The organism is Streptomyces sp. NPDC091682 (assembly GCF_044756625.1).
Classification (GTDB): Bacteria; Actinomycetota; Actinomycetes; order Streptomycetales; family Streptomycetaceae; genus Streptomyces.
On sequence record NZ_JBIVTH010000045.1, the window covers coordinates 1 to 24286 of the forward strand.

The following is a 24286-nucleotide window of genomic DNA, read 5'->3' on the forward strand; positions in this document are numbered from 1 at the left end:
CCCCCAGGTCATTCGTCCGACAGAGGGGACACAGTCATACCGGGCCCGGAGGCCAGCGGCCCCATTGCAGGACCGCGAAAAACATAACGGGGGGGTGCGTTCGACCGAATGTTCACCGGCCGACCGGATCTTCCCGAGTCGAAAACCGGGACGAATGCCTGCAAACTGACCAGGCCGGGATCTTCTCGGCTCCTGCGGGGAGGAGGACAGGAGTGCGCGCGAGACCGAGCCGAGCCGTAGCCGTGCTGGTCACGACCGTGATCCTGACCGGGCTCCTGGTCCCCGGAGCCGCCGCGCAGCCCGTGGGGGCGGAGCCCGTACCCGGCACCGACGCGGTGGCCCCTGCCGTCGTGGAGCTCGCCGACATCCCCGCCGAGCCCCCCGCGCAGCCCGTACGGCCCGCCGGGGGCGAGCTCTTCGGTGCCGACTGCGACACCGTGATCCAGGGCTCGCAGGTGTCGGCGTACTGCCACAACGCCTACCCGGAGACCGACCTCGTCCGGCTGCACGTCGAGTGCGACCGCTGGTGGGACGTGGACGGCGACGGCGTCGCCGTGGCCGTCGGCCCGGCCGGCCGGACCGAGCTCGTCGGCCGCTGCTGGAAAGAGGTCCGCTCGGCCTGGGTCAGCCACCGGCGCCCGTGAGCGGGGCGTCCTCCGCGCTGTTGACCGGCGTGTCAGCCGCCTTCTCGCCGAGGCAGGCGAAGGGGTAGCCCGCGGCCTCCGAGGCCGCCGCGTCCCCGTCGCCCCGCCGGATCGCCTCGATCAACCGGGCGTGGTCCAGGTGGGCGGAAGGGTGCAGTTCGGTCCCCACGTCCCCCCGCAGCCAGTCCGCCACCAGATCGCCGAGGTCCGCGTACAGCTCGATCAGCACCTCGTTGTGCGAGGCGGTCACCACCGCCATGTGCAGACTCACGTCCGCCGCCACGAAGACCTCCGCGTCGCCGCCCGTCCAGGCCTCCTCGCGGCGCGCCAGCAGGGCGTCCAGCTGTACGAGGTCCCGCTCGGTACGCCGCTCCGCCGCCAGTCGGGCCGCCGCGGACTCCAGCGTCGAACGCAGCTCGGCGATGTGCCGCGGGTCGGCCCCGGCGAAGCGGCGGTGCATCACGCCGGCCAGCTCGCTGGTGGCGATGACGTACGTCCCCGAACCCTGGCGGATGTCGAGGAGGCCGTTGTGCGCCAGCGCCCGCACGGCCTCGCGCACCGTGTTGCGGGCGACGCCCAGCAGCTCGACGAGCTTCGGCTCGGTCGGAATGCGGGCGCCGACCGGCCACTCGCCGGAGGTGATCTGGTTCCGCAGCTGGGCGATCACCTGATCGACGAGCGCGGAGCGCCGGGGCGAGGTCAGCGGCATGGGTTCCTCTCGGAGGCGACTTCACGAGCGACTGGACAACCAATCATCCCATGATTCTATGATGGTTGAATGCCCGACGAAGACATCCGGACCATGAACCGCCCGCCGGTCGTGCGCACCGCCCCCGACCAGTACCCTTCCACCCCCGCCCAGGCCGCCCCGACCTGGCTCGGCCCGGTGCTCATCGTCGGAATCGTGCTGGCCGCCCTCAACCTGCGGCCCGCCATCACCAGCCTCGGCGCCCTCTTCGAGGAGACCCGCACGGGCCTCGGCATGAGCGGCACCGTCGCCGGACTGATCACCTCCGTCCCCGCCCTCTGCTTCGCCGTCTTCGGCGTCACCGCACCCCGGCTCTCCCGCCGCTTCGGCCCGGCCGCCGTCGTCTGCGCCGGCATGGCCGCGGTCGCCACCGGCCTGCTGGTGCGCCCCTTCGCCACCGGCGCCGTCGGCTTCCTCGCCGCCAGCGCCCTGTCGCTGGCCGGCATAGCCCTCACCAACGTGCTGCTCCCGGTGATCGTCAAGCGCTACTTCCCCGACAGGGTCGGCACCATGATCGGCCTGTACTCCATGTGCCTGGCCGCCGGCACCTCGCTCGCCGCCGCCGCGACCGTCCCGCTGACCGACGCCCTCGGCGGCAGCTGGCGCACCGGCCTGCTGGTCTGGGCCGTGCTCGCCCTGTTCGCCGTACTGCCCTGGCTGCTCGTCGCCCGCGCCTCCCGGCGCGCCGACCGGGCCGGGTCCACCGCCGGGCCGGTGGGTTCCGGAGCCGGCCCCCGGGTCGTCCGCAGCCGCACCGCCTGGGCCCTGGCCTGCTACTTCGGCCTCCAAGCCACCGGTGCGTACATCACCATGGGCTGGCTCCCGCAGATCTTCCGCGACGCCGGGGTCTTCGCCTCCACGGCCGGAGTGCTCCTCGCCGTCACCATGGTCATGGGCGTCCCGCTCGCCTTCGTCATCCCCAGCCTCGCCGCCCGGATGAAGAACCAGGGCGCCATCGCGGTCACCCTCGGCGCCTTCGGCCTCACCGGCTACCTCGGCCTCTACTTCGCCCCCGCCGCAGGAGCCTGGGCCTGGGCGCTCCTGCTCGGCATCTCCAACTGCGCCTTCCCCCTCGTCATCACCCTCATCGGGCTGCGCGCCAAGTCCCCGGCCGGCGTGGTCAAGCTCTCCGCCTTCGCCCAGAGCACCGGCTACCTCATCTCCATCCCCGGCCCCCTCCTCATCGGCACCCTCTACCAGCACAGCGGAGGCTGGGACCTGCCGCTCGCCCTGATGGCCGGACTGCTCGTACCGCAGGTCGTGCTGGGCGTCCTCGCCGGACGGGACCGCACGATCGAGGACGAATGCGGCATGGGAGACTGACCGGCATGACGCCCGTACTTGAACCGAACCCGCAGAACGGCCGCAAGAAGCTCGGCCTCGTGCTCGGCGCGTTCCTCGCCGTCACCGTGATCATCTCGGTCATCGCCACGATCGCCTCCCCGTGAGCCCCTGCTCCGGGGAGGGGGTGGGGTTAACCCCACTACCCCTAGGGGGTCAGGCTCAGGGTGAAGTGGGGTGTGCCCCGGATGGGAACCACCGCCCCGGATCCATAGATTCGTAGGCAGTGAGTCAGTCCGGTCCCCACCCACGGAGGCGGCCATGTCGGCCCCCACGCACATCAGCCCCCTCCCGCCGGGCCCCACCCGCCCCCGGGCCCGCGCCACTGCCGCGAGCACCCGGTTGCACTGGTGGGCACTGGCCCTGCCCGCCCTCGCCTTCGGGCTCCTGCTGCTGCTCCTCGCCGGATCGGGCGAGGCCCAAGCGGCCACCGGCGAGGTCTCGGGCCTCGTCCAGATCGCCGAGCAGCTGCTGCGCGCCGCCGGCTGACCTCCTGCGCGCCCCTCACCCGGGCGTGAGCCCCCCCCAACGCCCTGCGCCCTGCGCCTCGTTTCATGCGAAGCTGGGAGTCATGAGCGCCGACACACCCCGCAGGATCGCCCTCCTCCGGCACGCCAAGGCCGACTGGCCCGATGTGTCCGACCACGATCGCCCCCTCGCGGAACGAGGCCGCAAGGACGCGCCGGCCGTCGGTCTGAAGCTGGCCGAAACCGGCATCGTCTTCGACCTGGCCCTGTGCTCCACCGCCGCCCGCACCCGCGAGACCTGGAAGCTGGCCGTCCAGGAGATGCCGCACCGGCCGAAGACCCACTACGAGGAGCGGCTCTACGACGCCTCGCTGGGTGAGCTCATCGCCCTGCTCAACGAGACCTCCGACGAGGTCTCCGACCTCCTCGTCATCGGGCACAACCCCGGAATGCACGCCCTCGCCGACGCCCTCTCGGGGCGCGCGGAGGGCGAGACCCTGGCGCGCATGACCCGTACGGGCTTCCCGACCGCGGCCCTCGCCGTGGTCTCCTTCACCGGATCGTGGAAGTCCGTGGAACACGGCGTGGGCACACTGCTCGACTACTGGACCCCCAAGGGCCTCTGACCGGCGGACCCAGGACACCGAAGCGCCCCGGCAACCGCACCGGCTGCCGGGGCCCTTCGCGTGCGTCGGGGTCAGGCCAGGTCGGCGGCCTCGATCTCCTCACGGGTGATCCCGAGCAGGTACAGCACCGCGTCGAGGAAGGGCACGTTCACCGCGGTGTGCGCGGCCTCGCGGACGACCGGCTTGGCGTTGAAGGCCACGCCCAGCCCGGCCGCGTTCAGCATGTCCAGGTCGTTGGCGCCGTCGCCGATGGCCACCGTCTGGGACAGCGGTACGTCGGCCTCCGCGGCGAAGCGGCGCAGCAGCCGGGCCTTGCCCGCCCGGTCCACGATCTCGCCGGTGACCTTGCCCGTCAGCTTCCCGTCGACGATCTCCAGGGTGTTGGCGGAGGCGAAGTCCAGCCCCAGTCGCTCCCGCAGATCGTCCGTCACCTGGGTGAACCCGCCGGAGACCACACCCACCTGGTAGCCGAGCCGCTTGAGCGTGCGGATCAGGGTCCGCGCGCCCGGGGTCAGCTGCACCTCGGCGCGGACCTTGTCCACGACGGACGCGTCCAGCCCCGCGAGCAGCGCCACCCGGGCGTGCAGCGACTGCTCGAAGTCCAGCTCACCGCGCATGGCCCGCTCGGTGACCTCGGCGACCTCGGCCTCGCACCCGGCGTGCGCCGCGAACAGCTCGATGACCTCGTCCTGGATGAGGGTCGAGTCCACGTCCATGACGACCAGGCGCTGGGCCCGGCGGTGCAATCCGGCCGAGACCACGGCCACGTCCACGCCGATGTGCGCGGAGGCGGTGGCCAGCGCGGTGCGCAGCGGCTCCGTCTCGACACCGGAGACGGCGAATTCCACCGCCGTCACCGGGTACTTGGCGAGCCGGAAGATCCGGTCGATGTTTCCGCCGGTCTCGGTGATCCGGGCGGCGATCGCGGCCGTGGACTCGGCGGTGAGCGGGTGCCCGAGCACGGTGACGTGGGAGCGGCCGCTGCCGCGCGGCCGGTTGTCACCGGTACCGGAGAGGATCTCGGCCTGCATCTTGAGGGATTCGGCCCAGCTGTGGACGGTCGCCCGCAAGTCGCCCTCGGCTCCGCCGTCGGGCTTGGTGACGAGGGCGCACAGGACGATGCGGCCACGGGTGACGACCTGCTCGATGTCGACGACGTCGACGGAGTAGGCGGCGAGGGTGTCGAACAGCCCGGCGGTGATCCCGGGACGGTCCTTGCCGAAGATCTTGACGAGGAGGGTGGGGACGTCGGAGGTCTGCGATGCGCTCATGGTGCCCTCACCGTATCTTCCCGACCCGGGCCCCAGGACCCCCGTCCCACGTCGTGAACGGTCGCGCCGACCGAACGAACGTTCCGACCCTCCGTCGTTCGAGGCGCGGGAGCCGCGGCGGAGCCCCGGGCAACGGCCGCCGGCCTCACCGCGGCGGCGCCGGTGGCCCCGGCGGCCTCGGTGGCCTCAGCGGCTTCGGCGGGGGCGGGGCTCCCGGCGGCGGAGGGGGAGTGAAGGGCTCCCGGCGGGGCGGTTTCGGCAGCCCCGGCGACCAGGGCGGGACGCCCGTCACGGTCACGTCCCAGGAGCCGTCCACCTCCCCGCCCGCTCCGGGCCGCGGCCCGCGCACGGGCCCGCCGTACGGTACGGCCCCCGGGTACGCGGCCGTCGGCGCCCCGGGGTCGGGCCACCTCGGCGCGGGCCCCGGCGCGCCGGCCCGACCCGGCAGGGCGGCCCGGCGCCGACGGGTCAGCAGTGCACCCACCGCACCGGCCACCGCCCCCCAGAGCGCGCCCAGCAGCAGGGCGTACGGGACGTCCCCCCGCAGCTCCACCCCCGCGTCCACCACATCCACACCCAGCACCGCGAGCGAAGCGTCCGCCGAGAACCCCGTCAACCACGCCAGCACCGCCAGGGTCGCCCCGGTACAGACCGACAGCCGCACCGCGCACCCCAGGATCCCGCGCCCCGGCGTCCGTACGGCCGCCAGCGCGCCCGCGTAGAGCAGCAACAGGGCCGCCCCCGCGACCAGCAGCCACAGCCGCTCGTCGTACTCCCCGAGGCGGGCCACCGTGACCGGCTCCCGTGCGGACACCGCCAGCAGGTCGTCCAACGGATCGGGCAGCAGCCGGGCCGGAGCCCCCGAGACGCGGCCGCGCACCGGTACGAACAGCCCCAGCAGCAACCCCAGCCAGCTCCCGTTCGGCGCCCCCAGCAGCGCTCCGCCCCACACCCGCCGCGGCTGGTCGTCGCCCAGCGCCGCCCACACCGCCGCGGCCCATCCGGCCGCCACCGCGACCAGCAGCATTGCCACCATCGCCGAGGCTGCCGGGCGCAGCCGGGCCAGCGCGGTCGGCCCGCGCCGCGAGACCAGCAGCGCGAGCGCCAGTACGGCGAGCACCCACACCCCCGCGCCCAACAGGGTCGGCCCGAGCTCCACCGAGAACGCCACTCGGGTCCGGGTCTCGATCAGGTCCCCGATGCGGTCCGGGAGCAGCCCGCCGATGTCCCCGATCCCCGGGACCTCGACCTTCGCGGGGGTCTTCGGCAGCGGCAGCGTCCCGTCGAGGGTGACCACGCCGTGCCCGGCCCGCGCCAGAGCGCCCGCCAGCGCGACGAACAGCGCCCCGAGGACCGCCACCCTGGCCGCCGTTTCCCCGTGCCCCGCCCAGGCCCGGAGGGAACGCAGGAACAACGAGGCCATGACCAGCGCCCCGGCCAGCGACACCCCCAAGGGCATGCCGTCCAGGGAGGTTTCGGCGCCCGCACCGGTGACTCCGAAGACCGAGACGTCACCCGAGGGGGTCACGGTTCCACCGATCGCGAGGACCACCGTGGCCGCCGTCATCGCGCCGAGCGAGCCCCTCGAGGCGTCGGAGGCGTCGGCGCCCAGCAGGTGCAGCCCGAGTCCGGCCACCCCTGCCATCGCGATCAGGGACCAGCCCACGGTGGCGACGGCGGACAGCAGCACGTCTCCCCAACGGATGCGGCGCATACGGTGAACCCCCGATGCCTACCGAGCGGTACGCGACGGGACCCCCGGGCGAGAAGTCCCGTATCTCACTCTCCGGGTGACTTGCGACCCCGTCAACGGGCAGGCGTAGACGCCCCGGCAAGGCCCGGATTCCACATACGGCTGTAGGCCTGAAATAGTTCCCCCGGATGTTCGCCATCCCTAGACTCCCTGACGTCATGGGGGATTCTCGGGGGACTTAAGTGGGGCTGGAGTGCCGGAACTCGTACTGGAATTGAACGGAAGGACCTGGACGCTCGATCCGTCCAGGTCGTACTCGCTGGGGCGTGACCCCCAGGGAGACGTGGTGATCGACGATGCGCGGGTGTCGTGGCGGCACGCCACCATCACCTGGAACGGCCGGGGTTGGGGCATCGAGGACCACGGCAGCACCAACGGCACCTACGTGCACGGGGCCAGGGTCCAGCAGACCGAGCTCGTGCCCGGCACGCCGGTCCACTTGGGCAACGCGACCGACGGACCGCGGCTGAATCTGAGCGCTGCCGCCGCGCCGCAGCCGGCCGTGGCGCAGCAGGCCCCGGCCCAGGCGTACGCCCAGCCGCAGGCCCCGGCCTATCAGGCCCCGCAGCAGCAGCACGCGCAGCAGCCCCAGGCCTGGGAACAGCAGCAGCACGCACAGCAGCAGCACGCGCAGCAGCCGCAGGCCCACCTCCCGCACCAGCAGGGCGCCGCGGCTCCCCGCCCGGCGCAGGGCGGGGCCCCGGCCTACGGAGACCGCAGCCCGACGACGTTCCACCAGCTCTCGCTGGGCCACGTCATGCGGATCGGCCGTGCGCTGGAGAACGAACTGGTGGTCTCCGACCTCCAGGTCTCCCGCCATCACGCCGAGTTCCGCTCGATGCCCGGCGGCCGCTTCGAGATCCACGACCTCGGCAGCCACAACGGCACGTACGTCAACGGTCAGCCGCTGGCGAAGTCCGGCACCGCTCTGCTGGGCCCGAACGACATCGTCGGCGTCGGCCACTCGACGTTCCGGATCGTCGGTGACCGCCTCGAGGAGTTCGTCGACACCGGCGAGGTCTCCTTCTCGGCCCGCCACCTCACGGTCACGGTCGACGGCGGCAAGCAGATCCTCAAGGACGTCACCTTCGGCGTCCCCGAGAAGTCGCTGATCGGCGTCATCGGACCCTCGGGCTCCGGCAAGTCCACCCTGCTCAAGGCGCTGACCGGTTACCGGCCCGCCGACCAGGGCGACGTCCTCTACGACAACCGCAACCTGTACAAGCAGTTCGCGGAGCTCCGCCAGCGCATCGGCCTGGTCCCGCAGGACGACATCCTGCACAAGGAACTGACCGTCCGCACCGCCCTGAAGTACGCGGCCAAGCTCCGCTTCCCGGGCGACACCGCCGAGTCCGAGCGCGCCGCCCGCATCGACGAGGTGCTGCGCGAGCTCAAGCTCGACATCCACAAGGACAAGAAGATCACCGCGCTCTCGGGTGGTCAGCGCAAGCGCGTGTCCGTGGCTCTGGAGCTGCTCACCAAGCCCTCGCTGATCTTCCTGGACGAGCCGACCTCGGGCCTCGACCCGGGCATGGACCGCGACGTCATGCAGCTGCTGCGCGGCCTCGCCGACGACGGCCGCACGGTCCTCGTCGTCACCCACTCGGTCGCCGAGCTGGCCATCTGCGACAAGCTGCTGGTCATGGCCCCGGGCGGTTCGGTCGCGTACTTCGGTCCGCCGGACGAGGCGCTGAACTTCTTCGGCTACACCACGTGGGCGGACGTGTTCTCGGCCTTCGAGAACTACCGCGACTACGACTGGGCCGGCCGCTGGAAGGGATCCCAGCACTACCAGCTGTACGCCGCCGACATCGACGCGATCGCCCCGCAGTCCGGCGCGATGCCCCCGGTCCAGCAGATGCACCCGACCAAGCCGCAGGGTTGGGGCTCGCAGCTGTGGACGCTGATCCGCCGCTACGTCTCGGTGATCGCTTCCGACGTGGGCTTCCTGGCCCTGATGGTGCTCCTGCCCGCCGTCCTCGGCGTGGTCTCCACGGTGATCCCCGCGAAGTTCGGCCTCGCGCCTCCCGTCGCGCCGTCTCGCTTCAACGGTGACGCCGGCACGATCATGCTGATCCTCGCGGTCGGCATGTGCTTCTCGGGCGCCGCCAACTCGGTCCGCGAGCTGATCAAGGAACGGGTCATCTACGAGCGGGAACGCGCGACCGGCCTGTACCGGTCCGCGTACCTCATGTCGAAGGTGATCGTCCTCGGAGTCATCACGGCCATCCAGGGCGTGATCATCTGTGCGATCGGCTTCTTCCCGCGCGACCTGCCCGCCGAGGGCCTGATCATGCCGCCGGCCGTCGAGATCTGCCTGTCGGTCATCGCGCTCGGCTTCACCTCGATGATGTTCGGCCTGGTGATCTCCTCGCTGGTGAAGACCGCCGAGAAGACCATGCCGCTGCTGGTCATGTTCGCGATCGTCCAGGTCGTCTTCACCGGCATCCTCTTCCAGGTCTACGACTCCCCGGGCCTGGAGCAGTTCGCCTGGCTGATGCCGTCCCGCTGGGCCATCGCCGCCGCCGGCACCACGCTGAACCTCGGCAAGCTCATGCCGCCGTGGGACGCGGAGAACCCGACCAACACCGACCCGCTCTGGGACGCCACGATCGGCCAGTGGAGCCTGAACATCACCATCCTGCTGCTCATCGGCGTGGCCTGCGGCTTCGCGGTGCAGCGCCTGCTGCGCCGCCACGAGCCCGAGGTCATGCGCGCGGGCAAGTAGGACGCGGGCGGGACGACCGCACGCACGTACCGCGCGCCGCACGTGCGCACGTACCGCAAAACGCCTCAGGGCGGCATCCGGAAGTCCGGGTGCCGCCCTGAGGCGCATGGGGCTTTGGGTGCGCCGAGGCCTAGTAGGCGCTGTTGACGTTGTCCATGGAGCCGTAGCGGTCGGCCGCGTAGTTGCAGGCGGCGACGATGTTGGCGACCGGGTCGTACTGGTCGAACTTGGTGCCCTTGACGTGGTACGCCTTGAAGGTCGGGTAGATGACCTGGAGCAGACCCTTGCTGGGGATGCCGTTCTGGGCGTTGATGTCCCAGTTGTTGATCGCCATCGGGTTACCGCTGGACTCGCGCATGACGTTCTTGTGGATGCCGGCGTAGGTGCCCGGAATGCCCTCCTTCTTCATGATGAAGAGGGCTTCCTTGATCCAACCGTCGAGGTTGTTCGCGAAGACCGGGGTGCGGGCGGCGGAGCGGCTGGCGGCAGCCTTCTGCTCGCGCGCCTTCTTCGCGGCGGCCTCGGCCTTGGCCTTCGCGTCGGCGTCGGCCTTGATCTTGGCGGCGGCCTTGGCGTTCGCCTGGGAGATGACCTGCTGCGCGGAGAGGTGGCCCTGCAGCGTCTTCGTCTGCGCGCCGTTGACGGCCTGGGTCCAGGCGACGGGGGCAGCGTTGATCGTCTGCGCCTCGGCGGCGGCGGTGCCGCCCGGAGCGAGGGAGAAGGCGACGGCGGCGGCGCTCAGCGTGGCGACACCGGCGATGGACAGCTTGTGTGCCTTCGTCAGACGACTGTGACCGGGGGTGCGGGAAGCAGACATGGCGGGGCAACCTCTTCGAATAGCGGGAGTCGCAGGAAGGCGCTTTGTGGATCCGGGGATCCGCGGTGCTGTGCGACGGGAGCAATTCTTAGCGGCGGCAAAATCCTGTGGCAAAGGTGTGACGTACGATCCCGCTTAGTGGATCACGCGTGGGCGTCGAGGCCCCATTTCGGGCCTCGACGCTAGGTGGGACAGCACTGACAGGGCCTTTATCCGTCCACTAGGCGGCTTCGTAAGTGATGTGGGTCCTATGTGCGGGGTCACATGGGGCGCGGGGCGGTTTCACATTGCGTTGCTGTCGCAATGCATATGGTCACGGTTCTCATCCTTGAGTAGCAGATGAACGTCCCCGAACTCGTGCCAGAGGCAGAGCCGGGCCAGTGCCTCGGCATACCCGAGCCGTACGGCGGTCCGCCCCGCGACCGCCTCCAGCATCAGCAGATGGGACGCCTCGGGCTCGTGCAGCCCGGTCAGCAGCCCGTCCACCACCCGCACCCCGCGCTCCGGAGTCACCACCAGGTCGGTCCACCCGGCGGCCGGGCGCACCCGCCCCGATGCGTCCGCGGCCGATTCCAGGGCCCGTACCGCCGTGGTCCCCACCGCGATGACCCTCCCTCCCGCGGCCCTGGCGGCGTTCACCAGCCCCGCCGTGGTGGCGGACACCTCGTACCGCTCCGGGTACGGAGGTTCGTGCGCCTCCTGCGAGGCCACCCCCGCATGCAGGACCAGCGGGGCGAACTGCACCCCCCGGCTCACCAGCCGCGCCACCAGCTCCGCCGTGAAGGGCCGGCCCGCGCTCGGCATCTCCGCCGAGCCCGCCCCGTCGGCGGCCGGCACCGCGAACACCGTCTGATGGGCCGAGATCGGCTGGTCCCGTTCCGTGTACGCGTACCGGATCGGCCGCCCGTGCGTCCGCAGCAGCGCCGGCACCCCGTCCGGCGCGGGGGAGGGGCGTGCCCACCACAGCCGGTCCGCGCCCGCCGTCAGGGGCTCCTCCAGGGTGAGGCGGTGTCCGCCCGGCAGCTCCAGCACCGCCCCGGCGGGCCCCCCGGCGCGCGGCCGGGTCGTCCCGCCGCCGGCCGGGGAGCGCAGCTCCACCGCCCAGCGGCCGTCCCGGGGCCTCGTCCCCGGGTACCCGCCGTCGCCCCGGGTCGAGAAGTGCACCACCAGGTCCTCGCCGCCCAGCCGGGCGTCCACGGCGGCCGCCAGCGTGGTCGAGGTGTTCACCACCAGTACGTCTCCGGCCCGCAGCAGCCCCGGCAGTTCCCGGAAGGCGTGCAGCGACACCTGCTCGCTACCCCGGGACACCAGGAGCCTCACGGCGTCCCGCCCCAGCCCCGGTCCCCGCTGCTCGGCCGGGACCCGGGCCAACAATTGCGGCGGTATGTCCGTTATATATAGACCTGTCTCCCGTAGGGCTCGATGCCGGCTCACCGCCCACCCCCCGCGGCCGCCCCGGGGACGGCTCCCGCGGCCGCTTCCGCGCCCGCCTCGCCCCCCGCCTCCGCGCCCGTCCCCGGGCCCGCCTCCGCGGCCAGCTCCCGCGCCGTGTACCGCCCGCTCGGCAGCTCCCGCTCCACCAGCCGCATCAGCGCCGGAGCCACCTCCTCCGGCGCCGGTAGCCCCGCCAGGTCCTCGTCCGGCTCGGCCGCCGCCATCATCCGCGTCCGCATCGATCCCGGATCGGCCCACCACACCCGCAGCCCCGGCTCCTCCACCGCCAGCACGGCCGACAGCAGGTCCCCCGCCGCCTTGGTCGCCCCGTACGCCCCCCACGTCGCGTACGCCACCACCGCCGCGTCCGAGCTGATGTTCAGCACCGCCCCGGCCCGACCCGCCCGCAACAGCGGCAGCCCCTCCTGGACCAGCCCCAGCGGCCCCACCACATTGACCTCGAAGGCCTCGCGCAGCCCGTCCAGCGCATGCTCCGCCAGCGGCACCAACGGCTCGGCCCCGAGCACCCCCGCGTTGTTCACCAAGAGGTCCAGCCCGCCCAACTCCTGCGCCGCCGCCACCAGCGCCGCCCGGTGCGCCGCCGAGGACACGTCCCCGGCCACCGTCACCACCCGCACCCCGGCCGCCCGCGCCGGACCGGCCGCGGCTTCCTCCAGCGCCGCCGCACCCCGTGCGCTCAGCACCAGGTCCCAGCCCCGCGCCGCCAGCTCCCCGGCCAGCGCCCGGCCCAGTCCCCTGGACGCCCCCGTCACGATCGCCACCGACATGACAGCACCCTCGCCTTCCGTCCCGATCAGCAGATGCCCCCAACCTAGGAACGGCCCGCGCCCCGCCGCGTCGGCCACGAGCCCCACCCCCGTAGGTCCCTTGGACCTACGTCCACGGCCCGATCCCGCAGGTCAAGGCCGCGGGTACGGTGAGCCCATGACCGGTAGCCCCCCGCACGGCGGGCCCCCCAGCGGCCTGGCCGCCGTGAGCACCGCCCTGCTCGCCATGAGCCGCCGCCTGGAGGTCCGCGACGTCCTGCGCACGATCGTCGTGTCCGCCCGCGAACTCCTGGACGCCGAGTACGCGGCCTTGGGCGTCCCGGACGACCACGGCGGCTTCGCCCAGTTCGTCGTGGACGGCATCAGCGCGGAGCAGTGGCGGCGCATCGGCCCGCTGCCCCGCCAGCACGGCATCCTCGCCGCGATGCTCCACGAAGGCGGCCCCGAGCGCCTGGCCGACGTACGCAAGGACCCGCGCTTCGAGGGCTGGCCGGCCGCCCACCCGGAGATGTCCGACTTCCTCGGCATGCCCGTGCGCGACGGCGAGGAGACCCTCGGCGCCCTCTTCCTGGCGAACAAGCGCGGCCCCCGCGGGTTCACCGACGAGGACCAGGAACTCCTCTCCCTCCTCGCCCAGCACGCGGCGATCGCCCTGACCAACGCCCACCTCTACGAGCGCAGCCGCGAACTCACCATCGCCGAGGAGCGCTCCCGGCTCGCGCACGAGCTGCACGACGCCGTCAGCCAGAAGCTCTTCTCGCTCCGCCTCACCGCCCAAGCCGCCGCCACCCTGGTCGACCGCGACCCGGCCCGGGCCAAGGGCGAGCTCCAGCAGGTGGCGGCCCTGGCGGCGGAGGCCGCCGACGAACTGCGCGCCGCCGTGACCGAGCTGCGCCCGGCCGCCCTGGACGAGGACGGCCTGGTCGCCACCCTCCGCACCCACGTCCACGTCCTCGACCGCGCCCACACCGCGCACGTCACCTTCACCTGTGACGGCGTACGGGCCCTGCCGGCGACCCAGGAGGAAGCGCTGCTCCGCGTCGCCCAGGAGGCCCTGCACAACGCCCTGCGCCACTCCGGCGGCGACCGCGTCGAGGTCACCCTGGCCCGGACCTCCGCCGGGGGCGCGGTCCTCAAGGTCCTCGACACCGGCAAGGGCTTCGACCCCCGGACGGTCCGCAGGGCGGGCCGGCATCTGGGCCTGGTCTCCATGCGGGACCGCGCGAGCGGCGTCGGCGGCCGGCTCACCGTGCACTCGGAGCCCGGTCGGGGCACCACGATCGAGATGGAGGTCCCCGGTGGCTGACAGCACCGCCCGGAGCGGCAGCGGCATTCGAGTACTGCTGGTCGACGACCACCAGGTGGTCCGGCGGGGCCTGCGGACCTTCCTGGAGGTCCAGGAGGACATCGAGGTGGTCGGCGAGGCCTCCGACGGCGAAGAGGGCATCGCCCGGGCCGAGGAGCTGGGACCCGACGTGATCCTGATGGACATCAAGATGCCGGGTACCGACGGCATCGAGGCGCTGCGCAGGCTGCGCGAGCTGGCGAACCCCGCCCGCGTGCTGATCGTCACCAGCTTCACCGAGCAGCGGACCGTGGTCCCCGCCCTGCGGGCCGGTGCGGCCGGATACGTCTACAAGGACATCGACCCGGACGCGCTGGCCGGAGCCATCCGCTCCGTCCACGCGGGCCACGTGCTCCTCCAGCCGGAGGTGGCCCTCGCCCTGCTCTCCCAGGACGACCAGGGCTCTCCGGCGGGCCGGCCCGGCTCGCTGACCGACCGCGAACGCGAGGTCCTGGGCCTGATCGCCGACGGCCGCTCCAACCGGGAGATCGCCCGTGCCCTGGTCCTCTCCGAGAAGACGGTCAAGACCCACGTCTCGAACATCCTGATGAAGTTGGACCTTTCCGATCGGACCCAGGCCGCATTGTGGGCGGTCAGGCACGGAATCGTCGAGTGATCAGAGGTAAATCGGATCGTCTCGTTCCGGACTGAGATTCATACGGTCGGGTGTATGTAGCCCACATGGCGTATCCCGATCGCGGACCGGCCGTTCTCCAAGGCGTGTCGCGACGGCTGGTCGCGGCAGACGTACTGGAGGACGAGAACGTGAAGAACTTCAAGAAGGCCGCAGCCGTCACCATGATCGCTGGTGGCCTCCTCGCCGCCGGCGCCGGTGTCTCCTCGGCGCACGGCGGTGCGTCGGCGGAGGGCGAGGCCCTGAACTCGCCCGGCGTGGCCTCCGGGAACCTGCTCCAGGTCCCCGTCCACGTCCCCGTGAACGTGGTCGGCAACTCGGTCAACGTGATCGGTCTGCTCAACCCCGCCTTCGGCAACACCGGCGTCAACGCCTGACCCCCCGCGTGACCTGACCCCGCACGCGGCGCCGCTTCCTCCCTCTCCCCAGGAAGCGGCGCCGTTCGGTTGCGTCCGCACGCCGTCGCGGGCAGACGGGGGCCATCGACCCCGCCCGCGCGCGAGCCTCATCCCGCGGCCCCGCCCGCGGTCCTAGCGTGGCCCGCATGACGAGGAACCGGGACATCGTCCGATGCGCCGCCGTCGTGTTCGCCGCGGCAGTGGGCCTGATGGGACCGCCGTACCCGCCCGGGGCGCAGGCGGCAGCGCCCACGGCGAGCCCCACCCACGCCGCCTCCGCCCTCGTCTACGTGGCGAACCTCCACTCCGACACGGTCTCGGTCGTCGACCCCCGCTCCGGCACCGTCGTGGACACCGTTCCCGTGGGGAACGGCCCCGACAGCGTGGCCCTCAGCCCCGACGGCTCCCGCCTCTACGTCACCGACTCCGCGGCGGACACCGTGTCCGTGGTCGACACCCGCACCAGGACGGTCGTCGACACCGTCGCGGTCGGACACGAACCGAGCAGGGTGACGGTCTCCCCGGACAACACGAACGTCTACGTGGCCAACGTCGGCTCGGGCACCGTGTCGGTGATCAGCCCTCGCACCCTTTCCGTCACGGACACCATCGCCGTGGGCGACGCACCCCTGGGCCTGGCGGTGACACCGGACGCCCGCACGCTGTACGTCGCCAACGCCGGTTCCGACAGCGTCTCGGTGATCCGCACCGACAGCGGCGCGGTCACCGCCGAGATCCCCGTCGGCGGCGGACCCACCGCCCTCGCCCTCGCCCTCGACGGCCGTCGCCTCTACGTCTCCAACCTGGACTCGGACGACGTGTCGGTGGTCGACACCCGGGCGCGTACGGAGACGGACCGCATCCCGGTCGGCGACCAGCCCGCGGGCATCGGAGTCCTGCCCGACGGCCGCCGCGTCTACGTCGCCGACCTCGGGTCGGACGACGTGTCGGTCATCAGCACCCGCAGCCACACCGTGACGGAAACCGTCGCCGTGGGCGACGGCCCGAACGGCCTCGCCGTAGGCCCGGACGGCCGCAGCGTCCACGTCAGCAACTTCGACTCGGACACCCTGTCGGTGATCGACACCAGAACGGGTAGGACCGCCACCGTCCCGGTCGGCGACGGCCCGACCGGCGTCACGGCGCAAGCAATCCCCCGCTGATCCGCCTCCTCCGTCGCCGTGGCGCGCCCGATCCGCCCCTTCGGCGTTGAGGCGCGCCCACCCCAGCCCCGCCAGGGGGCACCTCCCAGCGGTAGCCGGGGAGTTCGGGGCGCGGGGCGCGGGGCGCAGCCCCACGAAGCCCGGCGCAGCCGGGGCCGCCCGCGCAGCGGCGCCGCAGCCACGCCCGGCAACGCCCCGGCCCGGGGGATTACCCCCGCTCGCGCGCCTCTACGGCCGAGTTGTACGCCGCCACGAGCGCCCGCCGTGCGACCCGCTCCACCGGCCGCAGCGCCTCCGCCCGCGCCGCCATCTCCGAGGCGGCCACCGCGCCCCCGTGCCCGTTCTCGTACGCCAGCGACACCATCAGGTCCACCCGCTGCGCCAGCGCCAGCACCCGTACCGCCCGCGCCGGATACCCCGGCGCCAGCGCCTCCCGTCCGGCCTCCGCCCGAGCCCGGTACGCCGACAGCGCGGCCTCCGCGGCCGGCCCGGACCCCGCGACGTCCAGCCGGGTCAGCACCTCGGTCGCCTCGCGCAGCGCCTCCGCCAGCTCCCGCTCCGCCTCGCCCAGCGAGGGCACGTCGGCCGGCGGGGCCTCCCGTACGGGCAGCACGTGCCAGGTCACCGACACGTGGACGTCCCCGGCCGGGCCGACCTCGGACACCTCCGGCACCAGCCCCAGCGCCGCTCCCACCGCGACGACCGCCTCCTCCGCCTCCAGCGCGCGCGCATTGAACTCCGGCGGCCCGCTCAGCCCGAGCGGATGCCCCGGTGCCGGCAGCGCCACCCGCAGCCCCGTCACCCCCAGGGCCCGCAGCCGGCCGAGCGCCAGGGTGAGACCGACGGGGCCCGTTTCGCCCGCCAGCCCCTCCACCCGGTGCACGGCGTCCTCGCCCACGATCGACAACACGGCCTCGTCGGGCGAGACCAGACCGGCCAGCAGTGCGTTCCCCCAGGCGGCCAAGCGCCCTGAACGTGGTTCGAAAAGCATCCCCCCACTTTACGGATCGGCCCCGGCACCGGGCCCCGGCCCCGGACCCCGCTCCGAGTGGCGTAGGTTTTCCCTTGGGGCTGCGTCTACCGGCGCACAGAGAACCGTGACTGCAAGGGGTGACAACACGCTCATGAGCGATGTTCTGGAGCTGGTGGACGTATCCGTGGTCCGCGAGGGCCGGGCTCTGGTGGACCAGGTCTCCTGGTCGGTGAAGGAGGGCGAGCGCTGGGTGATCCTCGGCCCCAACGGCGCCGGCAAGACCACACTGCTGAACCTCGCCTCCAGCTACCTCTTCCCCACCAAGGGCACAGCCACCATCCTCGGCAGCACCCTCGGCAAGGTGGACGTCTTCGAGCTGCGCCCCCGCATCGGTGTCGCCGGCATCGCGATGGCCGACAAGCTGCCCAAGCGGCAGACCGTCCTGCAGACCGTCCTCACCGCCGCCTACGGCATGACGGCGACCTGGCAGGAGGAGTACGAGGACGTCGACGAGCAGCGCGCCCGCGCCTTCCTCGACCGCCTCGGCATGACCGAGTACCTCGACCGCAAGTTCGGCACCCTCTCCGAGGGCGAGCGCAAGCGCACGCTGATCGCCCGCGCCCTGATGACCGACCCCGAGCTGCTGCTCCTCGACGAGCCCGCCGCCGGTCTCGACCTCGGCGGTCGCGAGGACCTCGTACGCCGCCTCGGCCGCCTGGCCCGCGACCCGCTCGCCCCGTCGATGGTCATGGTCACGCACCACGTCGAGGAGATCGCCCCCGGCTTCACCCACGTCCTGATGGTCCGTCAGGGCAAGGTCGTCACCGCGGGCCCGATCGACCTCGAACTGACCTCCCGCAACCTCTCCCTCTGCTTCGGCCTCCCGCTGGTCGTCGCGCGCAACGGCGCCGACCGCTGGACCGCCCAGGGCCTTCCGCTCGGCTAGGCCGTCTCTCAACCCTCTTGCGGGTCCCCGCACCCTGTCCGGACCGCGCCCACCGGACCTACCATGACCATGTGGACATCGACGCGTGGGTGTGGTGGCTCATCGGCGCGGTCGGACTGGGCATCCCCCTCGTCCTGACCGCCATGCCGGAGTTCGGCATGTTCGCCGTGGGCGCGGTCGCGGCCGCCGTCACGGCTGCCGTCGGCGGGGGAGTGGTGGCGCAGGTCCTGGTCTTCGTGATCGTGTCGGTCGCGCTCATCGCCGTCGTCCGCCCCATCGCCAACCGGCACCGCACCCAGCGCCCCCAACACCGCAGCGGCATCGACGCGTTGAGGGGCAGATCAGCCGTCGTCCTGGAACGGGTCGACGGCAGCGGCGGCCGCATCAAACTCGCCGGTGAGGTCTGGTCCGCGCGCACCCTCGACGCGGACACCAGCTTCGAACCCGGCCAGTCCGTCGACGTCGTGGAGATCGACGGGGCGACCGCCGTCGTGATGTGAGAAGCAGCCTGCTCGCGGCCCCCGGGTCTGCGAGACTCCGATCAACGGGGCAGCACAGACAGCCGGAAGGGCACGGGGAACCGCATGCAACCGATCATCATCGTCCTGATCATTCTGGTGGTTCTGGTCTTCATCGCACTGGTCAAGACGATCCAGGTGATCCCGCAGGCCAGCGCCGCCATCGTCGAGCGGTTCGGCCGCTACACCCGCACCCTGAACGCGGGCCTCAACATCGTCGTCCCGTTCATCGACTCGATCCGCAACCGGATCGACCTCCGCGAACAGGTCGTTCCGTTCCCGCCGCAGCCCGTCATCACCCAGGACAACCTGGTCGTCAACATCGACACCGTCATCTACTACCAGGTGACCGACGCCCGGGCCGCGACCTACGAAGTGGCCAGCTACATCCAGGCCATCGAGCAGCTCACCGTCACCACGCTCCGCAACATCATCGGTGGCATGGACCTGGAGCGGACCCTCACCTCCCGCGAGGAGATCAACGCGGCCCTGCGCGGAGTCCTCGACGAGGCCACCGGCAAGTGGGGCATCCGCGTCAACCGCGTCGAGCTCAAGGCCATCGAGCCGCCGACCTCCATCCAGGACTCGATGGAGAAGCAGATGCGCGCCGACCGCGACAAGCGCGCCGCGATCCTCCAGGCCGAAGGCGTCCGGCAGTCCGAGATCCTGCGCGCCGAAGGTGAGAAGCAGTCCTCCATCCTGCGCGCCGAAGGTGACGCCAAGGCCGCCGCGCTGCGCGCCGAGGGCGAGGCACAGGCCATCCGTACGGTCTTCGAGTCCATCCACGCCGGCGACGCCGACCAGAAGCTCCTCGCCTACCAGTACCTCCAGATGCTCCCGAAGATCGCCGAAGGCGACGCCAACAAGCTCTGGATCGTGCCGAGCGAGATCGGCGACGCCCTCAAGGGCCTCTCCGGAGCCATGGGCAACTTCGGCCCCATGGCCGGCGGTTCGGGCTTCAACCCGGGCGGCACCGGCAAGGACGGCGGCGGCATCCCGGCCGCGCGGGACAAGGACGGCGCGGACCGCCGGGAACAGCCCCCCATCGACTGACACGCGCCACCCCTTCCTGCATGATCAGTGAGGCCCCTCGACCTTCATGGCGGGGAGGCGACTCACTCATGCAAAGGGGATGGCACCGTCCATGTCCATCTGGGAATCACTCGCTGTCTTCGCCGCCGGCATCGGCGCGGGCACGATCAACACCATCGTCGGCTCCGGCACCCTGATCACCTTCCCGGTGCTGCTCGCCACCGGACTGCCCCCGGTCACCGCCAACGTGTCCAACACCCTGGGCCTGGTGCCCGGTTCGATCAGCGGAGCCATCGGCTACCGCAAGGAGCTCCAGGGCCAGCGCGCCCGCATCCTGCGGCTCGGCGCCGTGTCCCTCATCGGCGGACTCGCGGGCGCGCTCCTGCTCCTCACCCTGCCGTCCGAGTCCTTCGACACGATCGTGCCGGTCCTGATCGCCCTGGCCCTGGTCCTCGTCGTCCTCCAGCCCCGGCTCGCCGCGGCGCTGCGCCGACGCCAGGAAGCCGCCGGAGACGACACCGGCCACCCCGACGGCGGACCGGCCCTGCTCGGCGGCATGCTGCTCTCCAGCGCGTACGGAGGCTACTTCGGTGCTGCCCAGGGCGTGCTCTACCTCGGCCTGATGGGCCTGCTGCTCCGCGAGGACCTGCAACGCATCAACGCCGTCAAGAACGTCATCGCCGCTCTGGTGAACGGCATCGCGGCCGTCGTCTTCCTCTTCGTCGCAGAGTTCGACTGGACGGCCGTCGCCCTCATCGCCGTCGGCTCCACGATCGGCGGTCAGATCGGCGCCAAGGTCGGCCGGCGCCTCTCGCCGACCGTCCTGCGCGCGGTCATCGTTACGGTCGGCATCCTCGCCATCGTCCAACTGCTCGTCAGCTGAGCGACGTAGAAGAACTACGCCGCCCAGCGCGACCGCCTCCACCGAACGTGGGAGATCCGCTCAGGCGGAGCGCTCCAGCCACTCCGGGAGCGCCTCCTGCCCGGCCACCCCCAGGGCCAGCAGCATCGCATCCGCCGGCGACGGCACGAAGGGCTTCCGGAGGAGCGGCATCCCCGCCTCCTCAGGAGTCCGCGCCGCCTTGCGGTGGTTGTCCTCGGCGCAGGACGCCACCGTGTTCAGCCAGGTGTCGCCACCCCCCTGGGCCCGCGGCAGTACGTGGTCCACGGTCGTCGCGCGCTTCCCGCAGTACGCGCAACGGTGCTGGTCCCGGACCAACACCCCCCTCCGCGACCAGGGAGCATGTCTTCGGAAGGGCACCCGGACGTACCTGCAGAGCCGGATCACCCGGGGCATCGGAAGATCCATGGTGGCCGCGCGCACACGCAGCTCGGGGTGCGACTGTTCGACGACGGCCTTGTCCTGGAGCACCAGAACCACAGCACGATTCAGAGTCACCGTCGACAGCGGCTCGAAGCTCGCATTCAGCACCAGCGTGTCCCGCATCTCGCCCACCTCCGTGTGCAGGCCCGCGACCACCCTGGCAGCAGGGCCCGCAACCACTCTGGCCGCGCGCGCCACGCGGGACAACGCAATAAAAATGCCCGGTCCTGGCCTTCTTTAGACCAGGACCGGGCGAACGCTCGGGAAACGATCAGCGCGCGGCGGGCGCCTCGTACTCCGCGACGAGCTGCGCACGCCCCAGGGCGTGGAACCGCAGATGGAATCCGACGACCGCCGGCGACGAGTCCTCGTCCGGGCCGAGCTGCTCCCGGTCCACCGCGTACACGGTGAACACGTAGCGGTGCCGCTCCCCGCGCGGCGGGGCCGCACCGCCGAAGTCCCTCGTGCCGTAGTCGTTCCGCGCGTGCACGGCCCCCTCCGGCAGCCCCGCGAAGTCCCCGGTGCCCGCCCCGGCCGGCAGCTCCGTCACCGAAACGGGCAGGTCGAAGAGGACCCAGTGCCAGAACCCGCTGCCCGTGGGCGCGTCCGGGTCGAAGCAGGTCACGGCGAAGCTCTTCGTCCCCTCGGGAAAGCCCTCCCAGCGCAGGTGCGGCGAGACGTTCTTCCCCGTGAGGACCTGGGCGGCGTGCAGGTCGGCTCCATGAGAGACGTCCTCGCTCGTCACGGTGAAGGACGCGACCTCGGGGTGGAAGTCGTGCGGAAGGTGCGACCTGCTCTGCTCTGGCACTGCTGAACCTCCGGAAGGGGGAGACGAAGGGGAGACATCGGACCGCGCCCGCCGTGTACGGACGCGGTTCCGAGCCTAGAACCAGTTGCGCTGCGAACCGACCGACGCGATCCACTGGTTCAGGTACGCCGCCCAGTCCGTGCCCTGGTACGACTGCAGACCCACCTGGAAGCAGCGGTAGGTGTCGCTGCCCTCGGTGAACAGACCGGGCTTCTTGTCCATCTCGAGCACGACGTCCATCTCCCGGCCGTCCGAGATGAAGGTGAGCTCGACCTGGTGCAGCCCGCGGTACTGCGACGGCGGCAGGAACTCGATCTCCTGGTAGAAGGGCAGCGACTGACGCGTCCCACGGATGTGCCCGCGCTCCATGTCCGCGCTGCGGAACGTGAAGCCGAGCTGCCGGAAGGCATCGAGGATCGCCTGCTGCGCCGGCACCGGGTGCACGTTGATCGCGTCGAGGTCGCCCGCGTCCACCGCGCGCGCGATCTCCAGCTCGGTGCTGACCCCGATGTTCATCCCGTGCAGGTGCTGACCCCCGAAGTGGGTGATCGGCGTCTCCCACGGGATCTCCAGCCCGAACGGCACCACGTGCAGCGCACCGGGCTGCACCTTGAAGGCACCGCCCAGACGCTGCTTGGTGAAGACGATGTCCTGCTTGTACTCCTGGTCGCCGCCCTCGACCTCGACCCGCGCCTGCAGCCCGACGGACAGCCCCTCGATCTGCTGCTCCACGGATCCACCCTGGATCCGCACCTCGCCCTGGACGATCCCGCCCGGCACGACGTTCGGCTCGGTGATGATCGTGTCCACCGAAGCACCACCGGCGCCCAGGCTCGCGAACAGCTTCTTGAAGCCCATGCTCTAACTCCCCTTGAAAGGATCTGGCGACTACGCCGCGACTACCCTGTACCAACGCGGAACCTTAGGCCCCGGTTCCAGGGGGACGCGCTCCACTACGCTCGACCGGATGAGCGCGCGCCCTGACCGTACGCCCCTTCCCCGCTCCCCCTTCGACCGCCCGGCCCCCCTGCGGCCCCGGACCCCCTCGAACTGCGCATCACGGAGGTCGAGGCGTACGAAGGGGAGAGCGACCCCGGCTCCCGCGCCTGCCGCGGCCGCACCGCCCGCAACGCGTCGACGTCCGGCCCGTCCAGACACGCATACGTCCACTTCGTCTCCGGCACGTCAAGGCAGTCAGCATGGATGTCGATCTCCTCGCCCAGCCTGCCGAAGAAGTCGCCCCCAAGCTGCTCGGGAGTGTCCTCACCTGCAAGACCGCCCGGGGAACCGTGAGCATCGCCATCACCGAGACCGAGGCGTACTCCGGCGCGGCGGACCCGGCTTCCCATGCCTACCGAGGCCGGACACCCCGTAACGCGGTCATGTTCGGACCCGCAGGACACCTGTACGTGTACCGGTCCCACGGCCTCCACTGGTGCGCCAACGTCGTCACCGGCACGGACGGCATTGCCTCGGCCGTCCTCATCCGGGCGGGCAGGGTCATCGAGGGGGAAGAGCTGGCACGCAAGCGACGGGGGGAGACGGTCGAGAGCCCACGCCTTGCCCGAGGCCCGGGGAACTTCTGTCAGGCCCTCGGCATCACCGGGGAGCACAACGGCGCAGACCTTCTGACGGGTACCTCGGTCGTGCTGTCCGACGGGGAGCAGGTGCCTGCCGCGCTCATCCAGGCTGGTCCTCGGGTGGGCGTGAGCAAGGCCCACGACTGGCAACACCGGTTCCACCTCGCCGGCGATCCGACGGTCTCGGCGTACCGACTGAGCCCGCGAGCCAAACCGCCCGCCGGAGCCTGAGTCGCCGAGCGCCGACCCCGGGCCGGACGGCTGGCCACGTCGGGGTGACTTGGTCCTTCAAACGTCGATTTTCAGCCAGAAGCCCGCGAGAACCCGCCAAGAGGCCGGCCCGACTGGCAACCGGTCTGGACGTGGACCGCGCGTTGGACGGGACGTACCTCTGCGCGGGTCCCGATTCGCCCCTGTCCCTCCTCGTGGCCACCCCCGCCTCGTCCGACCTGGTGAGGAGCGGTCCGCGCACGGGAGTCGGCGGTGCCGGCGCGGACCACCCGTACTGCTTCTGCGGCACCCACGACCCGACGGTGAGCCCGCACCGCGCCCACGCACCACGCCGCCGCTCAACTTGACTCGGCCCTGCCGGACGCCTAACGTAGCTCGAGCCGCTTTTACGGGGCACTGCCATCGGCAGACCCTGAGCGGCCAACCCACTACCTTCGACTTGCCCCTGGCGGGGTTCTATTCGGCATGCCCGAATTCTCTGCCGGTGACTCGATTATGCGTCACAAGGGAAAAGCGCTAACGTAGTGAACGCCGAAAGGCAAAGACCCCCAACGGTCGCCGAATTCAAATCCATCGCCGGAAACGGCGCGGAAATGATCTGGTAGAGTTGGAAACGCAAGACAGCAGAACGAAAGCCCGGAGGAAAGCCCTAGCGGATGTCGCGGGGGTGAGTACAAAGGAAGCGTCCGTTCCTTGAGAACTCAACAGCGTGCCAAA

General features: G+C 71.7%; 26 protein-coding genes and 1 pseudogene. 17 read left to right on the forward strand and 10 right to left on the reverse strand.

Annotation, left to right across the window (positions count from 1 at the left end; genetic code table 11):
- The first annotated feature begins 212 nt into the window (after positions 1-212).
- Positions 213-644, forward strand: a complete 432-nt coding sequence (locus ACIQK6_RS41915; RefSeq protein WP_329103452.1) for a hypothetical protein — start codon at positions 213-215, stop codon at positions 642-644.
- Here ACIQK6_RS41915 and ACIQK6_RS41920 read toward each other — a convergent pair.
- The gene (locus tag ACIQK6_RS41920; RefSeq protein WP_329103453.1) at positions 625-1353 is read right to left on the reverse strand and encodes an FCD domain-containing protein; all 729 of its coding nucleotides are present in this window, start codon (positions 1351-1353) and stop codon (positions 625-627) included. The two genes, ACIQK6_RS41915 and ACIQK6_RS41920, sit on opposite strands and share 20 nt — an antisense overlap.
- A 69-nt stretch (positions 1354-1422) precedes the next feature.
- Here ACIQK6_RS41920 and ACIQK6_RS41925 point away from each other — a divergent pair, with 69 nt between their 5' ends.
- The 4 genes from ACIQK6_RS41925 (at position 1423) to ACIQK6_RS41940 (ending at position 3826) form a co-directional block, all read left to right on the forward strand.
- The gene (locus ACIQK6_RS41925; protein ID WP_402697690.1) at positions 1423-2715 is read left to right on the forward strand and encodes a CynX/NimT family MFS transporter; all 1293 of its coding nucleotides are present in this window, start codon (positions 1423-1425) and stop codon (positions 2713-2715) included.
- Between the two features lie 5 nt (positions 2716-2720).
- Positions 2721-2840, forward strand: a complete 120-nt coding sequence (locus tag ACIQK6_RS41930; RefSeq protein ID WP_266598082.1) for an SGM_5486 family transporter-associated protein — start codon at positions 2721-2723, stop codon at positions 2838-2840.
- Between the two features lie 154 nt (positions 2841-2994).
- Positions 2995-3222 carry a hypothetical protein gene (locus tag ACIQK6_RS41935; protein WP_329103457.1) on the forward strand — a complete coding sequence of 76 codons (228 nt, stop codon included), beginning with the start codon at positions 2995-2997 and terminating at the stop codon, positions 3220-3222.
- 82 nt (positions 3223-3304) lie between these two features.
- The gene (locus ACIQK6_RS41940) at positions 3305-3826 is read left to right on the forward strand and encodes a histidine phosphatase family protein (RefSeq protein WP_329103459.1); all 522 of its coding nucleotides are present in this window, start codon (positions 3305-3307) and stop codon (positions 3824-3826) included.
- Between the two features lie 71 nt (positions 3827-3897).
- Here ACIQK6_RS41940 and serB read toward each other — a convergent pair whose 3' ends face one another.
- Positions 3898-5097, reverse strand: coding sequence for a phosphoserine phosphatase SerB (serB, locus tag ACIQK6_RS41945; protein WP_329103461.1), 1200 nt, complete (start codon positions 5095-5097; stop codon positions 3898-3900).
- Between the two features lie 145 nt (positions 5098-5242).
- Entirely contained in the window at positions 5243-6811 is a 1569-nt protein-coding gene (locus ACIQK6_RS41950; RefSeq protein ID WP_402697692.1) for a streptophobe family protein, read from the reverse strand.
- Positions 6812-7064: 253 nt separating this feature from the next.
- On the opposite strand from ACIQK6_RS41950, the gene ACIQK6_RS41955 reads away from it, so the two are divergent.
- Positions 7065-9578 carry an FHA domain-containing protein gene (locus tag ACIQK6_RS41955; protein WP_329108059.1) on the forward strand — a complete coding sequence of 838 codons (2514 nt, stop codon included), beginning with the start codon at positions 7065-7067 and terminating at the stop codon, positions 9576-9578.
- Positions 9579-9708: 130 nt separating this feature from the next.
- On the opposite strand, the gene ACIQK6_RS41960 is transcribed toward ACIQK6_RS41955, so the two are convergent.
- From ACIQK6_RS41960 to ACIQK6_RS41970, 3 genes are all read right to left on the reverse strand, one after another.
- Complete coding sequence (locus ACIQK6_RS41960) at positions 9709-10395, reverse strand: transglycosylase SLT domain-containing protein (RefSeq protein WP_402697694.1); 687 nt, start codon at positions 10393-10395, stop codon at positions 9709-9711.
- Positions 10396-10677: 282 nt separating this feature from the next.
- A complete protein-coding gene (locus ACIQK6_RS41965) occupies positions 10678-11781 on the reverse strand; it encodes an S-adenosylmethionine:tRNA ribosyltransferase-isomerase (RefSeq protein WP_402697701.1) in 1104 nt (367 codons plus the stop codon).
- A 44-nt stretch (positions 11782-11825) separates the two neighbouring features.
- Positions 11826-12617, reverse strand: coding sequence for an SDR family NAD(P)-dependent oxidoreductase (locus tag ACIQK6_RS41970; protein ID WP_329103467.1), 792 nt, complete (start codon positions 12615-12617; stop codon positions 11826-11828).
- A 157-nt stretch (positions 12618-12774) separates the two neighbouring features.
- Here ACIQK6_RS41970 and ACIQK6_RS41975 point away from each other — a divergent pair, with 157 nt between their 5' ends.
- The 4 genes from ACIQK6_RS41975 (at position 12775) to ACIQK6_RS41990 (ending at position 16157) form a co-directional block, all read left to right on the forward strand.
- Complete coding sequence (locus tag ACIQK6_RS41975) at positions 12775-13923, forward strand: GAF domain-containing sensor histidine kinase (RefSeq protein WP_329103469.1); 1149 nt, start codon at positions 12775-12777, stop codon at positions 13921-13923.
- On the forward strand, positions 13916-14578 hold the full coding sequence (locus ACIQK6_RS41980) for a response regulator transcription factor (RefSeq protein ID WP_329103471.1): 663 nt from the start codon (positions 13916-13918) through the stop codon (positions 14576-14578). The genes ACIQK6_RS41975 and ACIQK6_RS41980 overlap by 8 nt, the downstream gene beginning before the upstream one ends.
- A gap of 149 nt (positions 14579-14727) precedes the next feature.
- The gene (locus ACIQK6_RS41985) at positions 14728-14973 is read left to right on the forward strand and encodes a chaplin (RefSeq protein ID WP_329108064.1); all 246 of its coding nucleotides are present in this window, start codon (positions 14728-14730) and stop codon (positions 14971-14973) included.
- Between the two features lie 167 nt (positions 14974-15140).
- Positions 15141-16157 carry a beta-propeller fold lactonase family protein gene (locus ACIQK6_RS41990; RefSeq protein ID WP_402697696.1) on the forward strand — a complete coding sequence of 339 codons (1017 nt, stop codon included), beginning with the start codon at positions 15141-15143 and terminating at the stop codon, positions 16155-16157.
- A gap of 208 nt (positions 16158-16365) precedes the next feature.
- Here the strand turns inward: ACIQK6_RS41990 and ACIQK6_RS41995 are convergent, their stop codons facing one another.
- Complete coding sequence (locus ACIQK6_RS41995; protein ID WP_329103477.1) at positions 16366-17148, reverse strand: hypothetical protein; 783 nt, start codon at positions 17146-17148, stop codon at positions 16366-16368.
- 133 nt (positions 17149-17281) lie between these two features.
- On the opposite strand from ACIQK6_RS41995, the gene ACIQK6_RS42000 reads away from it, so the two are divergent.
- From ACIQK6_RS42000 to ACIQK6_RS42015, 4 genes are all read left to right on the forward strand, one after another.
- Positions 17282-18076 (forward strand): ABC transporter ATP-binding protein, encoded by a 795-nt coding sequence (locus ACIQK6_RS42000; RefSeq protein WP_329103478.1) that lies wholly within the window; start codon positions 17282-17284, stop codon positions 18074-18076.
- Between the two features lie 71 nt (positions 18077-18147).
- Entirely contained in the window at positions 18148-18576 is a 429-nt protein-coding gene (locus ACIQK6_RS42005; protein ID WP_301372001.1) for an NfeD family protein, read from the forward strand.
- A gap of 84 nt (positions 18577-18660) precedes the next feature.
- Positions 18661-19647: an SPFH domain-containing protein gene (locus ACIQK6_RS42010; RefSeq protein WP_329103480.1), complete on the forward strand. Its 987-nt coding sequence runs from the start codon at positions 18661-18663 to the stop codon at positions 19645-19647.
- A gap of 91 nt (positions 19648-19738) precedes the next feature.
- On the forward strand, positions 19739-20509 hold the full coding sequence (locus tag ACIQK6_RS42015; protein ID WP_329103482.1) for a sulfite exporter TauE/SafE family protein: 771 nt from the start codon (positions 19739-19741) through the stop codon (positions 20507-20509).
- A gap of 60 nt (positions 20510-20569) precedes the next feature.
- Here the strand turns inward: ACIQK6_RS42015 and ACIQK6_RS42020 are convergent, their stop codons facing one another.
- From ACIQK6_RS42020 to ACIQK6_RS42030, 3 genes are all read right to left on the reverse strand, one after another.
- On the reverse strand, positions 20570-21073 hold the full coding sequence (locus tag ACIQK6_RS42020) for an HNH endonuclease (RefSeq protein ID WP_037930702.1): 504 nt from the start codon (positions 21071-21073) through the stop codon (positions 20570-20572).
- A 148-nt stretch (positions 21074-21221) separates the two neighbouring features.
- Entirely contained in the window at positions 21222-21758 is a 537-nt protein-coding gene (locus ACIQK6_RS42025) for a YbhB/YbcL family Raf kinase inhibitor-like protein (RefSeq protein WP_329103489.1), read from the reverse strand.
- Between the two features lie 75 nt (positions 21759-21833).
- Complete coding sequence (locus ACIQK6_RS42030; protein ID WP_030010486.1) at positions 21834-22616, reverse strand: sporulation protein; 783 nt, start codon at positions 22614-22616, stop codon at positions 21834-21836.
- A gap of 198 nt (positions 22617-22814) precedes the next feature.
- Here ACIQK6_RS42030 and ACIQK6_RS42035 point away from each other — a divergent pair, with 198 nt between their 5' ends.
- From ACIQK6_RS42035 to ACIQK6_RS42045, 3 genes and pseudogenes are all read left to right on the forward strand, one after another.
- A complete protein-coding gene (locus ACIQK6_RS42035; RefSeq protein ID WP_402697703.1) occupies positions 22815-23051 on the forward strand; it encodes a DNA-3-methyladenine glycosylase in 237 nt (78 codons plus the stop codon).
- A complete protein-coding gene (locus ACIQK6_RS42040) occupies positions 22958-23569 on the forward strand; it encodes a DNA-3-methyladenine glycosylase (RefSeq protein WP_402697700.1) in 612 nt (203 codons plus the stop codon). The genes ACIQK6_RS42035 and ACIQK6_RS42040 overlap by 94 nt, the downstream gene beginning before the upstream one ends.
- 41 nt (positions 23570-23610) lie before the next feature.
- A pseudogene (locus ACIQK6_RS42045) lies at positions 23611-23916 on the forward strand (3-methyladenine DNA glycosylase); the annotation flags it as partial.
- Positions 23917-24286: the final 370 nt, after the last annotated feature.